Genomic DNA, 17,764 nt, shown 5'->3' with positions numbered 1-17,764 from the left:
CCTGAAGGTGCCGGGGCGAAACGTGCCGCCAACATGCCGGCAGCGGACGATGCTCAGCTTCTGGCCGGCGGCAGGCCGTTCATTCCGGCAATGAAATCGGCCAGCATCGGCACATGCCGATCGCCCTGGCCGGCCGCATCCATCGCGGCGAAACCATTGCGGACCTGCGCCTGCAGCGGGTTGACGATGCCGAGTTCGGCGACCATCGACGCCAGATAACGCATGTCCTTGTGCGCATTGCTGATCGTGAACAGGTGGGCGTTCGGATCGCCTTCGAGCGACCATTTCATGAAGGTGTCGTAGAAGCCGTTGCGCATCCGCCCGGAGCCGATCACCGAATGGAACTGCTCGATCGACAGCCCGGCCTTGCGCGCCATCGCCAGCGCCTCGGCATACAGCGCCGCATAACCCATCGCGACGAAGTTGTTGATCAGCTTCATCTTGTGGCCGAGACCGACCGGGCCGAGGTGGACCACATTGCCGGCCCAGGCGCGCAGCACCGGCTCGATCGTCGCGAAGGTCTCGTCGTCGGCGCCGACCATCGTGTCGAGCGTTCCCGCTTCTGCCTCCTTCGGCGTGCGCGACAGCGGCGCATCGACGTATCGCGCACCGGCGCGTTGCGCCTCGTCGGCCAGCGCCAGCGTCGAGACCGGATTCGATGTCGAGCAGTCGATGATGATCAGGCCCTTTTTTCCGGCGGCGAGCAGGCCGTTGTCGCCGCGCACCATCGCCTCGACCTGCGGCGAGCCGGTCACGCACAGGTGGACGATGTCGCAGGCCTCTGCCAGCTCGCGCGCCGAACCCACCTCGGTCGCACCGAGCGATTTCAGATGCTCGACCGGTTCGCGGTTGCGATGCCCGAGCACGACCAGCGGCCAGCCTTTGCTGACGATGTTTTTTGCCATTCCGCGGCCCATCAGGCCGACACCGATGAAGCCGATCGTCGGCCGGGCGGGCTCGTTCATGGTTTTTTCGCACCGTTCAATGCGCGGTAGGCACGGATCACCTGGCTGTCGTCGGCGGCGCCGTGGCCAAGGCCCGATGCGGCGAGGAACATCTGCATTGCCGCTGCCGACAGCGGCAGCCCCTGGCGCATCGCCTTGCCCTGGTCGAGCACGATGCCGAGGTCCTTCACGAAGATGTCGACCGCGCTGGTGACCGGTGGCTCGTCCTGCATCATCCGCGGCCCGCGATCGCCCCACATCCAGCTGTTGCCGGCCGACACCGAGATGATCTCGTGCATCGTCTGCAGGGAGACGCCGGCGCGTTCGGCCACATGCATCGCTTCGGCGGCGGCGGCGATGTGCACGCCGCACAGCAGCTGGTTGATCATCTTCGCGGTCGAACCCATGCCGGCGTCGGGACCGACATCGAAGATGCGCTTGCCGACCGCCTCGAACGCCGGTTGTGCCTTCGCCTGCGCGGCCGCATCGCCGGAACACATGATCGTCAATGCAGCGGCGCGCGCGCCGGCGGTGCCGCCGGAGACCGGCGCGTCGAGCATCTTCAGCCCACGCTCCTTCAGCCGCCGCGCGGTGTCCGCCGCCATTGCCGGCGCCTGCGTGCAGCCGGCGATCACGATGGCGCCCTTTGGCAGTTCATCAACCGCGCCGGCGTCGAACAGCACCGCCTGCGCCTGTTCGCCAGAGACGACCATCAGCCAGAACAGCTCGGCTTCCTGGGCTGCCTCGGCGATGCTGGTCGCGGCATGACCGCCGGCATCGATGACCGGACCGGTTGCCGCGCTGCGGAGGTCATAGGCGGTCACGTCGTGGCCCGCATTGACCAGATTGACCGCCATGGGCACGCCCATTGCTCCCAGACCGACAAAACCGATGCGCATTTCGCTGACCTCCTATTCCTTGACCGCCCCCGTCATCGCCGAGACGTAGTGTTCGACGAAGAAAGCATAAAGGATGACAAGCGGCAGCGAGCCGACCAGGGCGCCGGCCATCAGCGATCCCCATCGGTACTGGTCGCCATCGGTGAATGCGGACAGGATCGCGACCGGAACCGTCTTCTTCTCGGTGCTGTTGATGAAGGTCAGTGCATAGATGAACTCGTTCCAGCACAGCGTCAGGCAGAAGATCGCTGCCGAGATCAGCCCCGGCACTGCCAACGGCAACACGATCTTGGTCAGGATCTGCCAGCGGTTTGCGCCGTCGATCAGCGCACATTCCTCTAGCTCGTACGGGATGGTCTTGAAATATCCCATCAGCAGCCAGGTCGAGAACGGGATCAGGATCGTCGGATAGGTCAGGATCAGCGCGAACGGCGTATCGAACAACCCGTACTGGAAAACGACCGTCGACAGCGGAATGAACAGGATCGACGGCGGCACCAGGTAGGCGAGGAAGATCATGCCGCCGACCGCCTGCGCGCCCTTGTAGCGGATCCGCGTGATCGCATAGGCGGCGAACACGCTGGCGATCAGCGACAGGATCGTCGACGAGACCGCGACGAACATCGTATTCCACAGCCACTGCGGGTATTCGGTCCTGAACAGCAGGTCACGGATGTGCTCGAAGGTCGGCTGCAGCGTCCAGAACGGGTTGTGGGTGTCGAGGTCGAGCAGGTGTTCCTTCGGCTTGATCGAGGTGATCACCATCCAGTAGAACGGGAACAGCAGCACGATCACGATCAGGCTGAGCGGCATGTAGACGCGAACGACCCGTTGCGGGATCGTCGACAGATAACTCATGCCCTCGCTGTGGTCGCTGGTCGCCGTCGCGGCCGCGTGCGGGTTAGTCATGTTCGCCTCCGGACTGCCATTTGCGGCGCTGCAGGCCGAACCACGAGACCATGATCGCGGCCAGCAGGAACGGCACCATCGCGGTCGAGATCGCCGCGCCTTCGCCGATGCGCCCGCCGAGGATCGCGGTGTTGTAGCTCATCGTCGCCATCAGTTCGGTCGCGCCGGCCGGGCCGCCATTCGTCAGCACCTTGATCAGCTGGAAATCGGTGAATGTGAACAGCACCGAAAACGTCATCACGACCGCGATGATCGGCGTCAGCAGCGGGTAGGTGATCTTCACGAACATCTGCCAGCGGCTTGCACCGTCGAGCACCGCCGCCTCGTACAGTGATGGCGGCACCGTCTGCAGGCCGGCGAGCAGCGAGATCGCGATGAACGGCACGCCGCGCCAGACATTCGCGAAGACGACGCTCCAGCGCGCATTCCAGGCGTCGCCGAGAAAATCGATGTTGCCGTCGATCCAGCCGAGCTGGCGCAGGCTCCAGGAAATGATCGAGAACTGCGGGTCGTAGATCCACCAGAATGCGATCGCCGACAACACCGTCGGCACGATGAACGGAATCAGCACGACGGCGCGGATGATTGCCTTGAACGGCAGGTGCTGGTTCAGCAGCAGCGCGAGGTACAGGCCGATCGCGAATTTCGCGATGCTCGCGGCAATCGTATAGAAAAGGGTGAAGAAGACGGCGGTCTGGAACTTGAAGTCGCCGATGATCCAGATGTAGTTTTCCAGGCCGACAAAACTGCCGGCACGGCCGATCTTCGCGTCGGTGAAACTCAGCCAGATGCCGAGGCCGAGCGGATAGACCAGAAAGGCGAGCAGGAAGACCGCCGCCGGCAGCATGAACAGGAAGCCGAGGAAATTCCGGTTCTCCCAGAGTTTGCTCATGCGCTGCCTCCGCCGACGCGGCGACGCGGCCCGGATTGGCCGACGTCAACCACGTGTGCTGCCGCTGTCGGCACCGCTGTCATCGATAGATGCGCGTGGCCTGCCGCTCGGCGATCGAGATCGCGTCCTTGATCGATGCGCGGTCGGTGCAGACCGAGGCAAACATGTCGAGCACGACAAAGTCTGCCAGCGCCGCTGCCGCCCGTTCGCCAACCGAACCTTGGCCGCCGGCGGTCAGCGTGCGTTTGGCAACGTCGCGCACCAGCGTCAGTTTCGGATCCGACGACCAGACCGGATTGGCATCGTAGGCATTCAGCGGGTGCGTCAGGTAGGCGACCGCGCCTTCGAGCCACTTGTTGTAGTTCTCGGCCTCCATCGTGAAGGCGATGAAGCTTTTTGCAGCCTTCGGAAACTTCGAGTATTTCATCACCATCATCGGGTAGGCGATGTGGAACTCGGTCGGCCTTCCGACCGGGCCGACCGGCCACAACGCGTGGTTCATGTCGTCCATCACCTCCTTCATCTTCGCGTCGCCCTTCGCGGCGCCGGCCTTTGCCGCGGCATAGATCGACACGCCGTTGTTGGTCAACCCGACTTCGCCGGACAGGAAGGCCTTGTTGTTGAAGGCGTCGTTCCACGACGCGGTGCCGGTGACGAAATGGTTCGACATCTCCTTCACATATTCGAGCGCCTTCACCGTTTCCGGCGAATTGATCACGACCTTGTCGTTCTTGTCGACCAGGTTGCCGCCGTGCGACCACAGCGCCCAGTGCACCCAGGCATTGCCGTCACCGGAGGCACGGCCGAGCGCGAAGCCGCCCGGCGTCGACTTCGCCTTCATTGCCTTCATCAGCTCGAGAAAACCGGCGGTGTCCTTCGGCACTTCCTTGAAGCCGGCCTTCTCGATCATGCTTTGCCGGTAGTTGATGACATTGCCGTTGTAGGCCACCGGAATGTCGATCCACTTGCCCTTGCTCTTGCCGTAGATCTGCGCGCTCTCGACCCAGCCGCCGTATTTCTTGCCGAGGTAGTCGGCCACATCGGTGACGTCGACGCACTTGTCCGGGAACAGATGCGGCAGCGAATAAAGCCCCCAGAAGATGTCCGGGCCCTGGCCGGTATTGGCGGCGACGCTGGCCTTCGGCTGCACGTCGTCGAGCGATTCGTTCAGCACCTTGACTTCGACACCGGTCGCCTTCGTATAGGCGGCGACCAGCGCCATGAATGCATCTTCTTCCGACTGGATGAAACGTTTCCAGCGCAGCAGCGTCAGCGTCGCGCCTTTTTCGGGCTGCCACTGCGTCGTCTGTGCCCAGGCCTGCGCAAACATCGTCAGGTTGGCAAATGCGCCGGCCCCGGCGAGCGCGGCACCGGTCTTCAACGCATGACGTCGGGTGAAGTTGGGTTGGGTCATTTGTTCTGTCTCCTTTGGCGGATCGTCATGGAACGCAGAAACACGGGCGGCTTCAGATCCGTTGGCCACTCGCAGGGTCGAAGATGTGTGCCAGGTCGCGGCGCGGACGCAGCCGGATCTTCTGGCCGGGTGCAAAGGCATGGCGCTCGCGGAAGATCGCGACCAGTTCCTGGCCGGCGAGCCGCGCAAACAGCTGGGTTTCCGACCCGGTCGGCTCGATCACGACGACCTCGGCCTCGAAGCCGTCATCGGCGATGTCGAGGTGTTCTGGCCTGATGCCGTACAGCACCGGGCGGCCGTCTCCGCCCGAGACATTGGCCGGCAGCCGTGCGCCGTTGGCCGCCTCGACGTGGCCGTCGCGCATCGTGCCTTCGATGAAATTCATCGACGGCGAGCCGATGAAGCCGGCGACGAACTGGTTCGCCGGATGGTCGTAGAGCTCGAGTGGGGTACCGATCTGTTCGACCCGGCCGTCGTGCATCACGACGATCTGGTCGGCCATCGTCATCGCCTCGATCTGGTCGTGGGTGACGTAGATCGACGTCGTCTTCAGCCGCTGGTGCAGTTCCTTGATTTCGGTGCGCATCTGCACGCGCAGCATCGCGTCGAGGTTGGACAGCGGTTCGTCGAACAGGAAAACCTGCGGCTTGCGCACAATGCAGCGGCCCATCGCGACGCGTTGCCGCTGGCCGCCGGACAGTTGCCGCGGATAGCGGTCGAGCAGTTGTGTCAGGCCGAGGATCTCGGCAGCCTGGCCGACACGCTGTGCGATCTCGGCTTTTGGCGTCTTTGCGAGGGCGAGCGAAAAACCCATGTTCTCGCCGACCGTCATGTGCGGATACAGCGCATAGTTCTGGAACACCATCGCGATGTCGCGCTGCTTCGGCGGCACCTGGTTGACGACACGGTCGCCGATCGCGACCTCGCCGCCGGAAATGTTCTCGAGCCCGGCAATCATCCGCAGCAGCGTCGATTTGCCGCAGCCCGACGGGCCGACCAGCACGGTGAACGACCCGTCAGGGATCTCGATGCTGACGCCGTGCAGCACCTGAACCTCGCCGAAGCGCTTTTTCACCGACCGGATTGCCACACTGGCCATGGAACGACCTTTCCGTCTGCACGCAGGCCACGACCTTACGCCGCCAGCAGCCGAATCCGTTTCAGGGCTTACCCGTTATGGCGCTGGAAAGTTGTCTGCTAACCTGATGAAAATGGCGTCCACGACACGTTCACCGGTGGCTGCTGCGGCGCTGTCCGGCAGCGGTTTCGCTGCCGTGCCCGAGCGGCTGTCGGACCGCCTGGCAGCACGATTGATCGAGCAGATCGAGCGTGGCGCACTGCGTCCCGGCGATCGTCTGCCGACCGAGCTGCAACTGGCCGAGTCGCATGGCGTGTCGCGCTCGGTCGTCCGCGAGGCGGTGCACCGGGTGAAGGCACGCGGCCTGCTGGTCGCGCGCCAGGGATCCGGGGTTTATGTGTCGCAGCCCGCGGCGCACCAGCCGCTGGCCTTCGACCCGCAGGTGCTCGAATCGATGACCGCGGTGGTGCAGGTGGTCGAATTGCGCCGCGTGCTCGAAGGCGAGATGGCCGCGCTCGCAGCCGAGCGCGCGACACGCAGCCAGGTTGCCGGACTGCGGCGTGCGCTGAAGGCGATCGACACCGCCAATGACGCCGGCCGCGACGGCCTCGACGAGGACATGGGGTTGCACCGCGCGATCGGCGCGGCCACCGGCAATCCGCAATTCACCCGCTTGCTCGCGTTCCTCGAGCAATACCTGCGCGAGGCGATGCGGGTGACCAAGGGCAACGAGGCACGGCGTGCCGATTTCATGCGCCAGGTGCGCGAGGAGCATGCAGCACTGGTGGAGGCGATTGCTGCACGTGATCCGCAGGCGGCGCGGCAGGCGGCGATCGCGCACCTGATCAACGGCGAATGGCGGCTCGAGGAGGGCGGCGTGATACCGCGCCGGCGCGGTGCTGGCCGACGAGCGGCGAAACCACCCTCACCGAGCCGCAAAGGGGCATCACGATGAAGATTCTGATCACAGGCGGCGGTGGTTTTATCGGCGCGCGGCTGGCCCGCACGCTGCTGCAGCGCGGCAAGCTCGCCGGCAGCGACCTGTCCAGGCTGGTCCTTGCCGACCAGGTCGCGCCGCCGGCCGATCTGCTTGCCGACCCGCGCGTCGAGGCGGCGACCGGGCCGCTGCTCGAGATGTGCGCGGGCTTCGAGCAGCAGGGCTTCGACGGCGTCTTCCACCTCGCCTCTGCAGTCTCCGGCGAATGCGAGCTCGATTTCGACCTCGGCCTGCGCTCCAACCTCGACAGCACGCGCGCGCTGCTCGACGCGCTGCGCCGCGCCGGCAACCGGCCGCGGCTGGTGTTTTCGAGTTCGGTCGCGGTCTTCGGCCCCGATCCGGCGGTGCCGCTGCCGGCGGCCGTCGCCGACGATACGCTGCCGATGCCGCAGACCTCGTACGGCACCCAGAAGCTGGTCTGCGAATACCTGGTTGCCGACTACACACGCAAGGGCTACATCGACGGCCGCGCCGCGCGGCTGATGACGGTGACGGTGCGTCCGGGACGGCCGAATGCGGCGGCGTCGTCGTTTTTCAGCGGCATCATCCGCGAACCGCTGGCCGGCGAGATCTCGGTCTGCCCTGTCTCGCCGGAAGTCTCGCATCCGGTGTCGTCGCCGAAGCAGACCGTCGATGGCCTGATCGCGGTCTATGAAGCGGATCGGGACGCGCTGCTCGGCCGTGGCGCGCTGAACCTGCCGGCGCTGAACGTGACCGTGGCGCAGATGCTCGATGCGCTGGAGGCGGTGGCCGGGCCCGAGGTCAGGGCGCGGGTGCGGTTCGAGCGTGACGAACGCATTGCCGGCATCGTCGCGAACTGGCCGACCGGCGCCAGCGCCGCGCGTGCCGCCCGGCTCAGCTTGGCGCCGGAGCCGTCGTTCGAAGCGATCATCCGCCAGTACATCGCCGATTGCGAGGCCAGCAATCCGGCCGCGTTGAAAGGAATGTCGAAATGAACCAGATCGATCTGCAAGGGCGTGTCGCCGTTGTCACCGGCGGCGCGCAGGGCATCGGTTTTGCGATCAGCGAACGGCTGCTGCAGTCGGGCGCGACGGTCGTGATGTGGGATGTCGATGCCGCGCGGCTCGACGAGGCCTGCAAGGCATTGAAGACCGCCGGGCCGGTCAGCGGCACGACCGTCGAACTGACCGACGATGCGGCGGTTGCCGCCGCCACCGCATCGACGGTGCAGACCTTCGGCCGCATCGACATCCTCGTCAACAACGCCGGCATTACCGGCGGCAACGGCACGACCTGGGAGCTCGATCCCGCGGTCTGGCGCCGCGTCGTCGAGGTCAACCTGATCGCGCCGTACCTGACCTGCCGGCACGTCGTGAAGGCCATGCTCGACAAGGGCTTCGGCCGCATCGTCAACATCGCGTCGGTGGCCGGCAAGGAGGGCAATCCGAATGCCTCGCACTACAGCGCGTCGAAGGCCGGGCTGATCGCGCTGACCAAGTCGCTCGCGAAGGAGGTCGCGACCAAGGGCATCCTCGTCAATGCGATCACGCCGGCGGTGGCGCGCACCGCGATGTTCGAGCAGATGACGCAGGCGCACATCGACTACATGCTCGGCAAGATTCCGATGGGCCGTTTTGTCGAGGTCAAGGAGATTGCCGCGATGGCGGCGTGGCTGGCGAGCGAGGACTGCTCGTTCTCGACCGGCGCGGTCTTCGACATCACCGGCGGGCGGGCAACGTATTGACGCGACGCCAGACGCCGGCTGCCCGTCAGGGCAGCCGCACCCGGGTGCTCGCCTGCTGTTCGAATCCGATTTCGATTTCGGTTCCGGGGCGCAGCAGCTTGCGGCGCACCAGGTCGCCGAGGTCGGTCCACCATGCGCCGCGGTAGATCACGGTCACGCCGGGTGTCGGCTTGATCGGCTGCGGCTTCGCATACTCGATGTGGTCGCCTGCCGGCGGGCGCGGTAACAATTCGATCCGCTGCGGCTGCCCGGTCATGTCGGCGAAACGCAGCTGCCAGCTCGGCAGCGGTTGATCGGCATCCTTCGGCGGGCCCGGCTCATCGAGCCGGAAGGCGACCAGCAGCACGATGCTGCGCATCGATGCCGGCACGCGCTGGTCGCCCGGCGGTTGCAGGATCTTCGCGTTGATGCCCTTGCGGCCGACATCGACCTTCAGTTCGGGAAAGCCGGCATCGTCGAGATCGTCGAAAAACAGGGGTGATGTCATTTTGGCCTCCGCCGCTCGGATGATCCACGGGCCCGCCAGGCCGGCAAGGGCGGCGCCGAGCAGCCTGCGTCGTTGCATCGCTCAGAACCCCGAGCTCAGATCGACCTTGCGCAGCGTCGTCTGGCACTCGGAGCAGAACGCTCGGGTCTGTTTCAACGCCCCCCACATCGTGCAGGTCGCTGCATTGTGCGAACTGCGCAGCCACAGGTCGTCGCCCGCCGGCACGCCTTGCGAGCAGTGCGGTCCCTGGTGGCGAACGCCGTTGGTGTTGAAACTCGGATAAAAATGGGGCTGCTGATCGGGCAGGCTGCCGGAGCCGTCGGAGGTCAGGTGCAGCTTGTGCCCAAGCTCGTGGATCACCAGCGCGGCGACGCGCTCGGCGGCGAGGATGCCGTCGGTATTCGGGTCGCGCAGGTTCAGATAGATCACCGGATGGGCATGGTAGGCCCAGCCGACCGCCCAGCCGGAAATCGCCTTCAGCGTGACGCTGACCGTCAGCGTCGTGACCGACGCCGGCTGGCTGCGAAAACGACCGAGATTGACACTGACGCTGCTTGCAAAGCGGTCGGCGCCTGTGACCTCCGGTGGATTCAGCGTCTGTGCCGCTGCGCCGCCCGGCGTGACGGTTCCCGGCAAGACCTGGCTGCCGTTGGTCAGCGGCACGACGATGTAGGTGCGGCCGGCGCGCGACAGCGGCACCGTGACCGATGCCGGGAAGCTGCCGTCCGCGCCACGGGCGACGGCAACGTCGAAGGTCTGCGGCGCAATCGTCCCGCTCGTCGTCGGGATGAATTCGCCGACGATGATCGCCACCGCATGCGGCCGGAACACGCTGACCTCGGCCGGGCTGTCGAGCGCGGTCGTACCGAGCGTCGGCAGGCTCGGATTGATCTCGCCGATCTCGCGCACGCCGAGGCCGGTTCCGCTGACGCCGGGCGGCTGGAATATCTCGATGTCGAGCTGATCGAGGTCGCCCTGGATCGAATTGATTGCCGTCGTCGTCGCGCCTGCGCCGGCGGTGTAGCGAACCACCTTGCGGATCGCCAGCCGCCTGCGGATGTTCACGAAGTTCGAGCTGCGCACGAACGGCCCGCCGTCGATCGAGCCCTCGACGTGGTATTTGAAGCCGGCCAGTGCCGACACCTTGATGCCCGGCTCGAGTTTGCCGTCGCCTTGGCCATCGGTCGTCACGCTGCTTTGCGCTGCCGGCCACGTCAGGTGCGACAGTCCTTGTTCACGACCGGACAATGTTTCGCTGCCGCCGGGAAAACCGTGGCTGTTTTCAGAGCGCACCAGCCGCAGCGTGACGCGTTTCGATTGCGGCGGCGAGACCTTGACGACGATCGGCGGCAACTGGCCGAGCTGGTGCGCCGAACGGATTGCCGGATCGTGGTCGACCAGGTCGGCCGACGACAGGTTCACATACTGCGGGCGGGCGCCGAGGAAGAAGGTCTTGGTGCCCGGCTTCTCGGCAAATTCGACAACGACCAATCGGGCCGGACATTCCGGACAGCCCTGCTTGCCGAGCGCCGGATCGGCACGCTGCTCGTTGCGATTCTGCTCGTCGGCAGCAAAGCTGCGGCTGGCCGAGTTGTCGACCTCAGTCTGCCAGGGCATCGAGCGCCTCCCGAAGATGATCCGTCAGCGCATCGGCCGATGCGGCCTGGCCTGCCGACCGCGCCGCGACCGCGATCCGGACGAAGCGCCCGAGGCCGAATGCGAGATCGCCGGCCAGGCACACCGCCTCGACTTGTCGATCGCCAATCGTCTGCGCATCGAGTCCGGCCGCCGCAATCAGCGCACGTTCGGCGCCCAGAAATCGCCGCAACGAGTCCTGCTGCGAGGCATCGAATACCGCATCGGCGATCGACCGCAGCGTCTGCGAATCAAAACCGCCTGACTCGACCGCATGGGCCAGTGCATAACGGACCGGCAACTGCAGAGCGTGGGCGCGCCGCGACGCAAACCGATGTCGCTCGGCCCAGCTGGCCTCGGCCCAATCGCGCAACGCGGTGGCTTCGACCGGTTCGGCGAGCGGCGGCACCGACTGCTCGCCATCGATGCACAGCCGATCGTCGCCGAGCCACAGCGCACCGAGCGCCGCAGCGGCCGTCATCAACGCCGCGGCGGCCGGTTCGCGGTAGCCCGCACCGGCCTGCAGCGCGCGCAGCAACTGGCGCGCGGTGTGATCCAGGTCGACCACCAGATGCGGCGCCGCGCCACCGGCCTTTTGCTGCAGTTGGGCCCGCAATTCCGCATGCAAGGCCTTCAGCTGGGGCGCCGCCGCCGGCAGCCCGGCAGCCGGTGGCTGCCGATCGGCTGCCACGCGCTGTCCGGTGCGGCGGTTCAGGTCGAGTGCATGCCGGCGCACCATGTCGTCCGACAATTCGGCGACCTGTTGCTCGGAGAGGCGCAGGCTGGGCATGGTCCGCTCTGACGAGTGGTGGCGGTCGATACTAGCAACGGAAGCGGCGCGCCGGAAGCCTGTACGTCGCAGCGCCGGCGGGCCGCGTGCAAATTGCGCAGCATCGGCGGCGCTTGCGCTCAGCCGCCGACGCCGAGCAGGCGGTGCAGCCGCGGGCTGGTCGTCGTGTACTGCAGATGGGCCGGGCGGTCCGGAAACAGCCGCGCCGCGGCGGCGAAGGCCGCCAGCGTGGCCTCGTGGAAGCCGCAGACGATCAGCTTCTTCTTGCCCGGATAGGTGTTGACGTCGCCGACCGCATGGATGCCGGCGACACTCGTCTCGAAGCCGGCGGTATCGACGACGAGCTGCTTGCGCTCGATCTGCAGGCCCCAGCGCGCAATCGGGCCGAGGTGGGGACTCAAGCCCTGCCTGACAAGCACGACATCGAGTGGCAGTTCGGTGCTGCTGGCATCCGGCGCCATCAGCTCGAGCGCCCGCAGCCGGTCGCCGTCGGCGGTGAAGCCGGTCGGCTGGCCAGCGACAAAACGCAGCCGGCCGTCGCCGATGCGCCGCTCGACTTCGGCAATCTGCGCCGGATCGGCCTTCAGCACATCGCGCCGATGGACCAGCGTGACACTGGCCGGCGCAGCGTCGCCGGGTTCGGCGGTCAGCGCCAGCGCGGTGTCGACCGCTTCCTGCTCGCCGCCGACGATCACGACCTGCCGGCCGGCAAGCAGTTGCGCATCCGGCACCGAATGGAACAGCTGGCGGCCCTCGAATGCGGCGAGGCCGTCGATCTTCAGCCGCTTCGGTTCGAAGGCACCGATGCCGCCGGCAATGACGACGCAGCTTGCGTCGAAGCACTGGCCGCTCGACGTCTCGACGTCGAAGCGGCCATCGTCGCGCGCGGCCAGCCGTTCGACGATCTGCCCGAGGTGGATGCCCGGGCGCATCGGCGCCATCTGGCGTTCGAGCCGTTCGGCAAGTTCGCGGCCGCCGCAGACGGGCAGCCCCGGTATGTCGTAGATCGGCTTGTCCGGATACAACTCGGCGCACTGGCCGCCAAGGTGCGGCAGCGCATCGATCAGTTCGACATGGATTTCCTGCAGGCCGAGCTGGAAGACCTGGAACAGGCCAACCGGGCCGGCGCCGATCACGACGGCGTCGGTGCGGATCGGTTCGGCCGCGGCCATCGGCGGCGCCGCGCTCAGCGGATCAACTCGGACAGCTTGTTGTCGCGGTCCTTCCACTCGTCGGCATCCGGCGGCGGCGGCTTGCGCTTCGTGATGCTCGGCCAGCCGATGTGGGCCAGCTCGGCATTCAGCTTGATCATGTGCTGCTGGTCAGCCGGCACGTCTTCCTCGGGCATGATCGCATTGACCGGGCACTCCGGAATGCAGACCGCGCAATCGATGCACTCATCGGGATCGATGGTCAGGAAATTCGGGCCTTCGCGAAAGCAATCCACCGGGCAGACGTCGACGCAGTCGGTATATTTGCAACGGATGCACGCTTCGGTGACGACGTGGGTCATGTTCTGGCTCTGTTCGGGATCGGCGCGCACACTTGTGGTGCGAAGCGCGCAATTTTAAGGCCTGGGCTGCACCTCGCCCCGGCTCATGGTCTTCTCTGCAGTTTCGATGGCCGCGACGACCGCCACCGGTTCGGCGGCCAGCGGGCGTGCGCCGGCGCCGACCGTGACGACCGTCGGCCGGCCGGCGTGCAGCATGCTGGCGCTGGCCAGCGAGCCGATCGTGTGGTCGCTGTGCAACTGGTCCGGCCAGCCCGCACGCGAGACGACGCTGACCGCCTCGTCGGCCGACCAGCCGGCATCGACCAGCCGGCGCGACAACGCGGCCAGCTGCTTGCCGGCCATGTAAAACACCTCGGTATCGGCGGTGCGGCTGGCGCGCAGCGGCCCGGCAGCAACGCCGCTGGCGCGCTGCGTCGGCGATGTTGCAGCGGTCATCGCGGTGCTCAGGCTGACGCTGCGGCCGCTGCCGCGCCGCGTCAACGGCCGGCGGGTTGCTGCTGCGGCGGCGATCGCGGCGGTGACGCCCGGAATCACTTCGCACGGAATCGCTGCCTCGGCCAGTGCATCGAGTTCTTCCTCGAGGCGGCCGAAGACGCTCGGATCGCCGCCCTTCAGCCGCACGACGACCGCTGACTGCCGGGCATGGCGGACCAGCAGCGCATTGATGCTGGTCTGGCCGGTGCTGTCGCAAAAACCCCGTTTGCCGACATCGATCCACCGCGCCTGCGGGGCGAGTTCGCGCAATGCCGGGTCGGTCAAGGCGTCGTACAACACGACGTCGGCACTCGCCAGCCGACGTGCGCCGCGGACGGTGATCAGATCGGCCGCGCCGGGCCCGGCGCCGATGAAGAAGACTGTTCCCATTCGCCTCGTCACTCGCTCAATGGGTGGCCGTCACCAGCAAGGCGCCACTGGTGCGGTTGCTGGCCGGGTCCACGATGATCAGGGAGCCGCCGACGCGGTTGTCGGCATAGGCCTCGACCGGCAGCGGCTGCTGCGTCTCGATGACGACCTGGCCAATGTCGTTGACCGCCAGCTGGTGGGCATCGACAGGGCTCAGGCTGTGGATATCGAGCTGGCTGTCTATTTGCACGATGCGTGCCTGGGTCCAGCGGTTGCCGTGGCGGACCCAGTATTTGCGTCCGACCTGCGCCGGCTCGGTATCGAGCCATGCCAGCGTCGCGCCGAAGCGCTGTGTGTGCTGAACGGTGCCGGGGGTCGAGATCCAGTCGCCGCGCGAGACATCGAGCTGGCGGTCGAGCACGAGGCCGGCCGACTGCCCGGCTGCCGCGCTGTCGACGACGCTGCCGGCGAGCCGCACCTCGGCGACCACCGCCTGCTCTCCGCTCGGATGCAGTTGCACCGCGGTGCCGGCGCGCACCTCGCCGTGGGCGATGCGGCCCCACAAGGTGCGCGGCTGGTTGCCGGTGCCTTCGCCTTCGCGGGCGACATATTGCACCGGCATCAGCAGCGAGCCGGTCTTGCGTTCCTGCGCCGCCGGCAGCCGCTCGAGCAGCTGCAGCAGCGACGGGCCTAGGTACCACGCGGCCCAGGCATGCAGCACGCCGGGCGTCTCGGCCGGCGCCTGCGTGACGTTGTCGCCGCGCAGCGCCGAGACCGGGATCACGCCGGCGACCGCGATGCCGGCCTGGGCGGCGAAGCCGAGCAGCGCGTCGCGGGTGCGCTGGTAGGCGACAGCAGGGTCGTCGACCGCATCGAGCTTGTTGACCGCGAAGACGATGCTTGGCACACGCAACAGGTGGGCCAGCAGCGCGTGGCGGCGCGTCTGCGGCAGCAGCCCGATGCGGTCGGCATGCCAGTCGATCTTCGTGATGTCGACCAGCACCACCGCGGCATCGCTGCCGGCCGCGGCAGTCACCATGTTGCGGGTGTACTGCTCATGACCCGGTGCATCGGCAATGATGAATTTGCGGGTGCGGGTCGCGAAATAGCGGTAGGCGACATCGATCGTGATGCCTTGCTCGCGTTCGGCCTCGAGGCCGTCGGTCAGCAGCGACAGATCGATCGGCGCGCCGGCGGCACGCCGGTGCAGCACATCCATCTGGTCGGCGAGGATGGCCTGGCTGTCGAACAGCAGCCGGCCGATCAGCGTGCTCTTGCCGTCGTCGACGCTGCCGGCGGTCAGGAAGCGCAGCGCGCGGTGGTCGGCCACCGGGGCCGGCGCGCCGGTCTTGCCGGCCGGGACCGGCGCCTCGAGGGTTGCCGTCTCGGCAACCAGGGTGTCTGCTTCGAAGTTCATCAGAAATATCCTTCCTTCTTGCGGCGTTCCATCGAGGCGTCGGACGTGCGGTCGTCCATCCGCGTCGCGCCACGCTCGCTGACGGTGACTTTCAGCGTCTCGGCGACGATCTCGACCGCATTGGCGGCCGGGCTTTCGACCGGGCAGGTGCAGGTCATGTCGCCGACGGTGCGGAACCGCACCTCGGCAGTCTCGACGCTCTCGCCGGCGGCTGGCGGCGTCACGTCGGTCACCGGCACCAGCAGCCCCTTGCGCCGGACGACCTGCCGCTGATGGCGGTAATACAGGCCGGGCAGCGGGATGTTCTCGCGAGCGATGTACAGCCAGACGTCGAGTTCGGTCCAGTTGCTGATCGGGAACGAGCGCATGTGTTCGCCGGGGCGGATGCGGGTATTGAACAGCGTCCAGAGTTCCGGCCGCTGCTCCTTTGGCTGCCACTGGCCGAAGCTGTCGCGGTGGCTGAAGATGCGTTCCTTCGCGCGCGCCTTTTCCTCGTCGCGGCGGGCGCCACCCATCAGCACGTCGAAGCGGTGCGCCTCGATCGCCTCGAGCAGTGCCACCGTCTGGTGGCCGTTGCGCGATTCGAGCGGATGCGACAGCCGGACCGTGCCGCGCCGGATCGAATCCTCGAGGTCGCCAACGACCAGTCGCTCGCCCATCTCGGCGACTCGGCGATCGCGGAATTCGATCACCTCGGGAAAGTTGTGACCGGTATCGACATGCAGCAGCGGGAATGGCAGCCGGCCCTTGTAGCTGCCGTCGGGTTGCCGGGTCTTGAAAGCCTTCTCGGCCAGCCGCAACACGACGCAGGAATCCTTGCCGCCGGAAAACAGCAGCGCCGGGCGCTCGAAGGCGGCAACGGTTTCGCGCAGGATGAAGATCGCCTCCTCTTCCAGCCAGTCGAGGTGGCTGTGGTCGAGTTCGGGCAGCAACTGCTCGACGGTCAACGGTGCATTCATGCGCGGGCTCCTGTTTGTGATGCGGTCTGCGGCTTCACATGCAGGCCACATTCCTTCGCGTTCTCGTCTTCCCACCACCAGCGGCCGGCGCGGAAATCCTCGCCGACGGCAATTTCGCGGGTGCATGGCGCGCAGCCGATGCTCGGCATGAACTGGTCGTGCAGCGGGTTGTACGGGACTTCGTTGGTAGCGATGTGGAACCAGACGTCGTTCCAGCTCCAGTCGGCCAGCGGATTGATCTTGCGGCGGCCCTGGCCATCGTCCTCGTCGAACGGCACCGCGCCGCGGGTCGCCGACTGCTCGCGGCGCAGCCCGGTGATCCACGCGCTGCGGCCGGCCAGCATCCGCGACAGCGGCTCGAGCTTGCGCATCGCGCAGCAGGCCTTGCGCAGCGCAATGCTCTTGTACATCGCGTCTTCGCCGTTTTCGCGGACGAAATGGATGGTCGCTTCATTGACCGGGCGGAACACCTCGATCGCGAGGCCGTAGCGGGCCTCGATGCGCTTGATCAGCTGCAGCGTCTCGGCATGCAGCATCCCGGTATCGAGCGTCGCCAGTGCGATCGGCAACTGGTGCCGGGCGATCAGGTCGGTGACGACCATGTCCTCGGCGCCGAGGCTGGTCGACTGCACGACTCGGCCGGGATGTTCGGCCGCGGCGCGGCGCAGCACCTCGAGCGTCGCCGCAAGTTTCGCTTCGAAACCGGCGCTCTTGCGGGCATAGAGGTCGATCGCGCTCATATCGCCGCTCCGGTTTCGATGAAGCTGCTGCCGCTGGCCGCTTTCAGTTCATCGGCCGGCCGCGCAAAGATCGGCTTTCGCTGGCGCACGTCGCCCTGGTAGTGGCCGGGGAAAAAGCCCAGCGCCCGCTCGGCGGTCGCACGCGACTGGTCGCCGCGCAACACGACCGCGTCGAAGCCGCAGCGTTGCAGCAGCGGCATCATGTCGACGACGACATCGCCGATTGCGCGGATCTCGCCGGCAAAACGGTGCCGGCTGCGCAACACGCGGGCCTGGCTGTAGGCGCGGCCGTCGGTCCACTTCGGAAAATGCAGCACGACCAGCGCGATGCGCGGGAGGTCGTCGCTGATCGCAGCGAGTTCGCTGTCGTTCGGCAGCTCGACGCCAACCGGCATGCCGGCGGGCCACTGCGCGCGGATCGCATGCCACTGGGTCAGGCTGAGCAGGCTGTGCGGCGCCGGCGTCAGCGTGACGACCGGTCCGTCTTCACCGCTGACGGTGTGCCAGCGGTCGTGTCGGGGATGGATGAAGTTCATCGGTGA

Annotated in this window: 19 protein-coding genes; 3 read left to right on the top strand and 16 right to left on the bottom strand. The window is 66.8% G+C overall.

Annotated features, from left to right (window positions below; translation table 11 throughout):
* Nucleotides 1-53: 53 nt before the first annotated feature.
* From ACNH6H_RS02850 to ACNH6H_RS02825, 6 genes are all read right to left on the bottom strand, one after another.
* Nucleotides 54-965, bottom strand: coding sequence for an NAD(P)-dependent oxidoreductase (locus tag ACNH6H_RS02850; RefSeq protein ID WP_418315463.1), 912 nt, complete (start codon nt 963-965; stop codon nt 54-56).
* The gene (locus ACNH6H_RS02845; RefSeq protein ID WP_418315461.1) at nt 962-1,843 is read right to left on the bottom strand and encodes an NAD(P)-dependent oxidoreductase; all 882 of its coding nucleotides are present in this window, start codon (nt 1,841-1,843) and stop codon (nt 962-964) included. The genes ACNH6H_RS02850 and ACNH6H_RS02845 overlap by 4 nt, the downstream gene beginning before the upstream one ends.
* Nucleotides 1,844-1,855: 12 nt before the next feature.
* Nucleotides 1,856-2,752 carry a carbohydrate ABC transporter permease gene (locus ACNH6H_RS02840; RefSeq protein ID WP_418315459.1) on the bottom strand — a complete coding sequence of 299 codons (897 nt, stop codon included), beginning with the start codon at nt 2,750-2,752 and terminating at the stop codon, nt 1,856-1,858.
* On the bottom strand, nt 2,745-3,644 hold the full coding sequence (locus ACNH6H_RS02835; protein ID WP_418315457.1) for a carbohydrate ABC transporter permease: 900 nt from the start codon (nt 3,642-3,644) through the stop codon (nt 2,745-2,747). Before ACNH6H_RS02835 ends, ACNH6H_RS02840 begins: the two co-directional genes overlap by 8 nt.
* Nucleotides 3,645-3,723: 79 nt before the next feature.
* The gene (locus ACNH6H_RS02830) at nt 3,724-5,058 is read right to left on the bottom strand and encodes an ABC transporter substrate-binding protein (protein ID WP_418315455.1); all 1,335 of its coding nucleotides are present in this window, start codon (nt 5,056-5,058) and stop codon (nt 3,724-3,726) included.
* Between the two features lie 52 nt (nt 5,059-5,110).
* On the bottom strand, nt 5,111-6,157 hold the full coding sequence (locus ACNH6H_RS02825; RefSeq protein ID WP_418315453.1) for an ABC transporter ATP-binding protein: 1,047 nt from the start codon (nt 6,155-6,157) through the stop codon (nt 5,111-5,113).
* Between the two features lie 106 nt (nt 6,158-6,263).
* Here ACNH6H_RS02825 and ACNH6H_RS02820 point away from each other — a divergent pair, with 106 nt between their 5' ends.
* From ACNH6H_RS02820 to ACNH6H_RS02810, 3 genes are read left to right on the top strand one after another with little or no spacing between them, the layout of a single operon-like run.
* Nucleotides 6,264-7,091, top strand: a complete 828-nt coding sequence (locus ACNH6H_RS02820; protein ID WP_418315451.1) for a FadR/GntR family transcriptional regulator — start codon at nt 6,264-6,266, stop codon at nt 7,089-7,091.
* On the top strand, nt 7,088-8,089 hold the full coding sequence (gene denD, locus ACNH6H_RS02815; protein ID WP_418315450.1) for a D-erythronate dehydrogenase: 1,002 nt from the start codon (nt 7,088-7,090) through the stop codon (nt 8,087-8,089). The genes ACNH6H_RS02820 and denD overlap by 4 nt, the downstream gene beginning before the upstream one ends.
* Entirely contained in the window at nt 8,086-8,838 is a 753-nt protein-coding gene (locus ACNH6H_RS02810; RefSeq protein ID WP_418315448.1) for an SDR family NAD(P)-dependent oxidoreductase, read from the top strand. The genes denD and ACNH6H_RS02810 overlap by 4 nt, the downstream gene beginning before the upstream one ends.
* 25 nt (nt 8,839-8,863) lie before the next feature.
* Here ACNH6H_RS02810 and ACNH6H_RS02805 read toward each other — a convergent pair whose 3' ends face one another.
* The 10 genes from ACNH6H_RS02805 to ACNH6H_RS02760 form a co-directional block, all read right to left on the bottom strand.
* Nucleotides 8,864-9,325, bottom strand: coding sequence for a hypothetical protein (locus ACNH6H_RS02805; protein ID WP_418315447.1), 462 nt, complete (start codon nt 9,323-9,325; stop codon nt 8,864-8,866).
* Nucleotides 9,326-9,406: 81 nt separating this feature from the next.
* Nucleotides 9,407-10,942 (bottom strand): hypothetical protein, encoded by a 1,536-nt coding sequence (locus ACNH6H_RS02800; RefSeq protein WP_418315445.1) that lies wholly within the window; start codon nt 10,940-10,942, stop codon nt 9,407-9,409.
* Complete coding sequence (locus tag ACNH6H_RS02795; protein ID WP_418315443.1) at nt 10,926-11,750, bottom strand: hypothetical protein; 825 nt, start codon at nt 11,748-11,750, stop codon at nt 10,926-10,928. The genes ACNH6H_RS02800 and ACNH6H_RS02795 overlap by 17 nt, the downstream gene beginning before the upstream one ends.
* A gap of 119 nt (nt 11,751-11,869) precedes the next feature.
* The gene (locus tag ACNH6H_RS02790) at nt 11,870-12,922 is read right to left on the bottom strand and encodes an NAD(P)/FAD-dependent oxidoreductase (protein ID WP_418315441.1); all 1,053 of its coding nucleotides are present in this window, start codon (nt 12,920-12,922) and stop codon (nt 11,870-11,872) included.
* Between the two features lie 14 nt (nt 12,923-12,936).
* Nucleotides 12,937-13,263: a ferredoxin FdxA gene (gene fdxA / locus ACNH6H_RS02785; RefSeq protein ID WP_418315440.1), complete on the bottom strand. Its 327-nt coding sequence runs from the start codon at nt 13,261-13,263 to the stop codon at nt 12,937-12,939.
* A gap of 54 nt (nt 13,264-13,317) precedes the next feature.
* Nucleotides 13,318-14,127: a uroporphyrinogen-III C-methyltransferase gene (gene cobA / locus ACNH6H_RS02780; RefSeq protein WP_418315438.1), complete on the bottom strand. Its 810-nt coding sequence runs from the start codon at nt 14,125-14,127 to the stop codon at nt 13,318-13,320.
* 16 nt (nt 14,128-14,143) lie between these two features.
* Complete coding sequence (locus ACNH6H_RS02775; RefSeq protein ID WP_418315436.1) at nt 14,144-15,523, bottom strand: sulfate adenylyltransferase subunit 1; 1,380 nt, start codon at nt 15,521-15,523, stop codon at nt 14,144-14,146.
* Nucleotides 15,523-16,482 (bottom strand): sulfate adenylyltransferase subunit CysD, encoded by a 960-nt coding sequence (gene cysD / locus ACNH6H_RS02770; protein ID WP_418315434.1) that lies wholly within the window; start codon nt 16,480-16,482, stop codon nt 15,523-15,525. The genes ACNH6H_RS02775 and cysD overlap by 1 nt, the downstream gene beginning before the upstream one ends.
* Nucleotides 16,479-17,222: a phosphoadenylyl-sulfate reductase gene (locus tag ACNH6H_RS02765; protein WP_418315432.1), complete on the bottom strand. Its 744-nt coding sequence runs from the start codon at nt 17,220-17,222 to the stop codon at nt 16,479-16,481. The genes cysD and ACNH6H_RS02765 overlap by 4 nt, the downstream gene beginning before the upstream one ends.
* Nucleotides 17,219-17,758 (bottom strand): DUF934 domain-containing protein, encoded by a 540-nt coding sequence (locus tag ACNH6H_RS02760; RefSeq protein ID WP_418315430.1) that lies wholly within the window; start codon nt 17,756-17,758, stop codon nt 17,219-17,221. Before ACNH6H_RS02760 ends, ACNH6H_RS02765 begins: the two co-directional genes overlap by 4 nt.
* Nucleotides 17,759-17,764 lie beyond the last annotated feature (6 nt).

The sequence above is a fragment of the Pseudideonella sakaiensis genome, from assembly GCF_048320135.1.
GTDB classification, from domain to species: Bacteria; Pseudomonadota; Gammaproteobacteria; order Burkholderiales; family Burkholderiaceae_C; genus Ideonella_A; species Ideonella_A sakaiensis_A.
Note: the sequence above shows the minus strand (reverse complement) of the source record. Positions and strands in the feature narration are given on the sequence as shown.

Bases quoted from the DNA above. Each gene is read 5' to 3' on its own strand.
- fdxA (WP_418315440.1), bottom strand. From the start codon at position 13,263: ATGACCCACGTCGTCACCGAAGCGTGCATCCGTTGCAAATATACCGAC.
- ACNH6H_RS02820 (WP_418315451.1), top strand. From the start codon at position 6,264: ATGAAAATGGCGTCCACGACACGTTCACCGGTGGCTGCTGCGGCGCTG.
- cysD (WP_418315434.1), bottom strand. From the start codon at position 16,482: ATGAATGCACCGTTGACCGTCGAGCAGTTGCTGCCCGAACTCGACCAC.
- ACNH6H_RS02810 (WP_418315448.1), top strand. From the start codon at position 8,086: ATGAACCAGATCGATCTGCAAGGGCGTGTCGCCGTTGTCACCGGCGGC.
- ACNH6H_RS02830 (WP_418315455.1), bottom strand. From the start codon at position 5,058: ATGACCCAACCCAACTTCACCCGACGTCATGCGTTGAAGACCGGTGCC.
- ACNH6H_RS02835 (WP_418315457.1), bottom strand. From the start codon at position 3,644: ATGAGCAAACTCTGGGAGAACCGGAATTTCCTCGGCTTCCTGTTCATG.
- cobA (WP_418315438.1), bottom strand. From the start codon at position 14,127: ATGGGAACAGTCTTCTTCATCGGCGCCGGGCCCGGCGCGGCCGATCTG.
- ACNH6H_RS02775 (WP_418315436.1), bottom strand. From the start codon at position 15,523: ATGAACTTCGAAGCAGACACCCTGGTTGCCGAGACGGCAACCCTCGAG.
- ACNH6H_RS02850 (WP_418315463.1), bottom strand. From the start codon at position 965: ATGAACGAGCCCGCCCGGCCGACGATCGGCTTCATCGGTGTCGGCCTG.
- ACNH6H_RS02760 (WP_418315430.1), bottom strand. From the start codon at position 17,758: ATGAACTTCATCCATCCCCGACACGACCGCTGGCACACCGTCAGCGGT.
- ACNH6H_RS02805 (WP_418315447.1), bottom strand. From the start codon at position 9,325: ATGACATCACCCCTGTTTTTCGACGATCTCGACGATGCCGGCTTTCCC.
- ACNH6H_RS02790 (WP_418315441.1), bottom strand. From the start codon at position 12,922: ATGGCCGCGGCCGAACCGATCCGCACCGACGCCGTCGTGATCGGCGCC.
- ACNH6H_RS02800 (WP_418315445.1), bottom strand. From the start codon at position 10,942: ATGCCCTGGCAGACTGAGGTCGACAACTCGGCCAGCCGCAGCTTTGCT.
- ACNH6H_RS02840 (WP_418315459.1), bottom strand. From the start codon at position 2,752: ATGACTAACCCGCACGCGGCCGCGACGGCGACCAGCGACCACAGCGAG.
- ACNH6H_RS02845 (WP_418315461.1), bottom strand. From the start codon at position 1,843: ATGCGCATCGGTTTTGTCGGTCTGGGAGCAATGGGCGTGCCCATGGCG.
- ACNH6H_RS02765 (WP_418315432.1), bottom strand. From the start codon at position 17,222: ATGAGCGCGATCGACCTCTATGCCCGCAAGAGCGCCGGTTTCGAAGCG.
- ACNH6H_RS02795 (WP_418315443.1), bottom strand. From the start codon at position 11,750: ATGCCCAGCCTGCGCCTCTCCGAGCAACAGGTCGCCGAATTGTCGGAC.
- ACNH6H_RS02825 (WP_418315453.1), bottom strand. From the start codon at position 6,157: ATGGCCAGTGTGGCAATCCGGTCGGTGAAAAAGCGCTTCGGCGAGGTT.
- denD (WP_418315450.1), top strand. From the start codon at position 7,088: ATGAAGATTCTGATCACAGGCGGCGGTGGTTTTATCGGCGCGCGGCTG.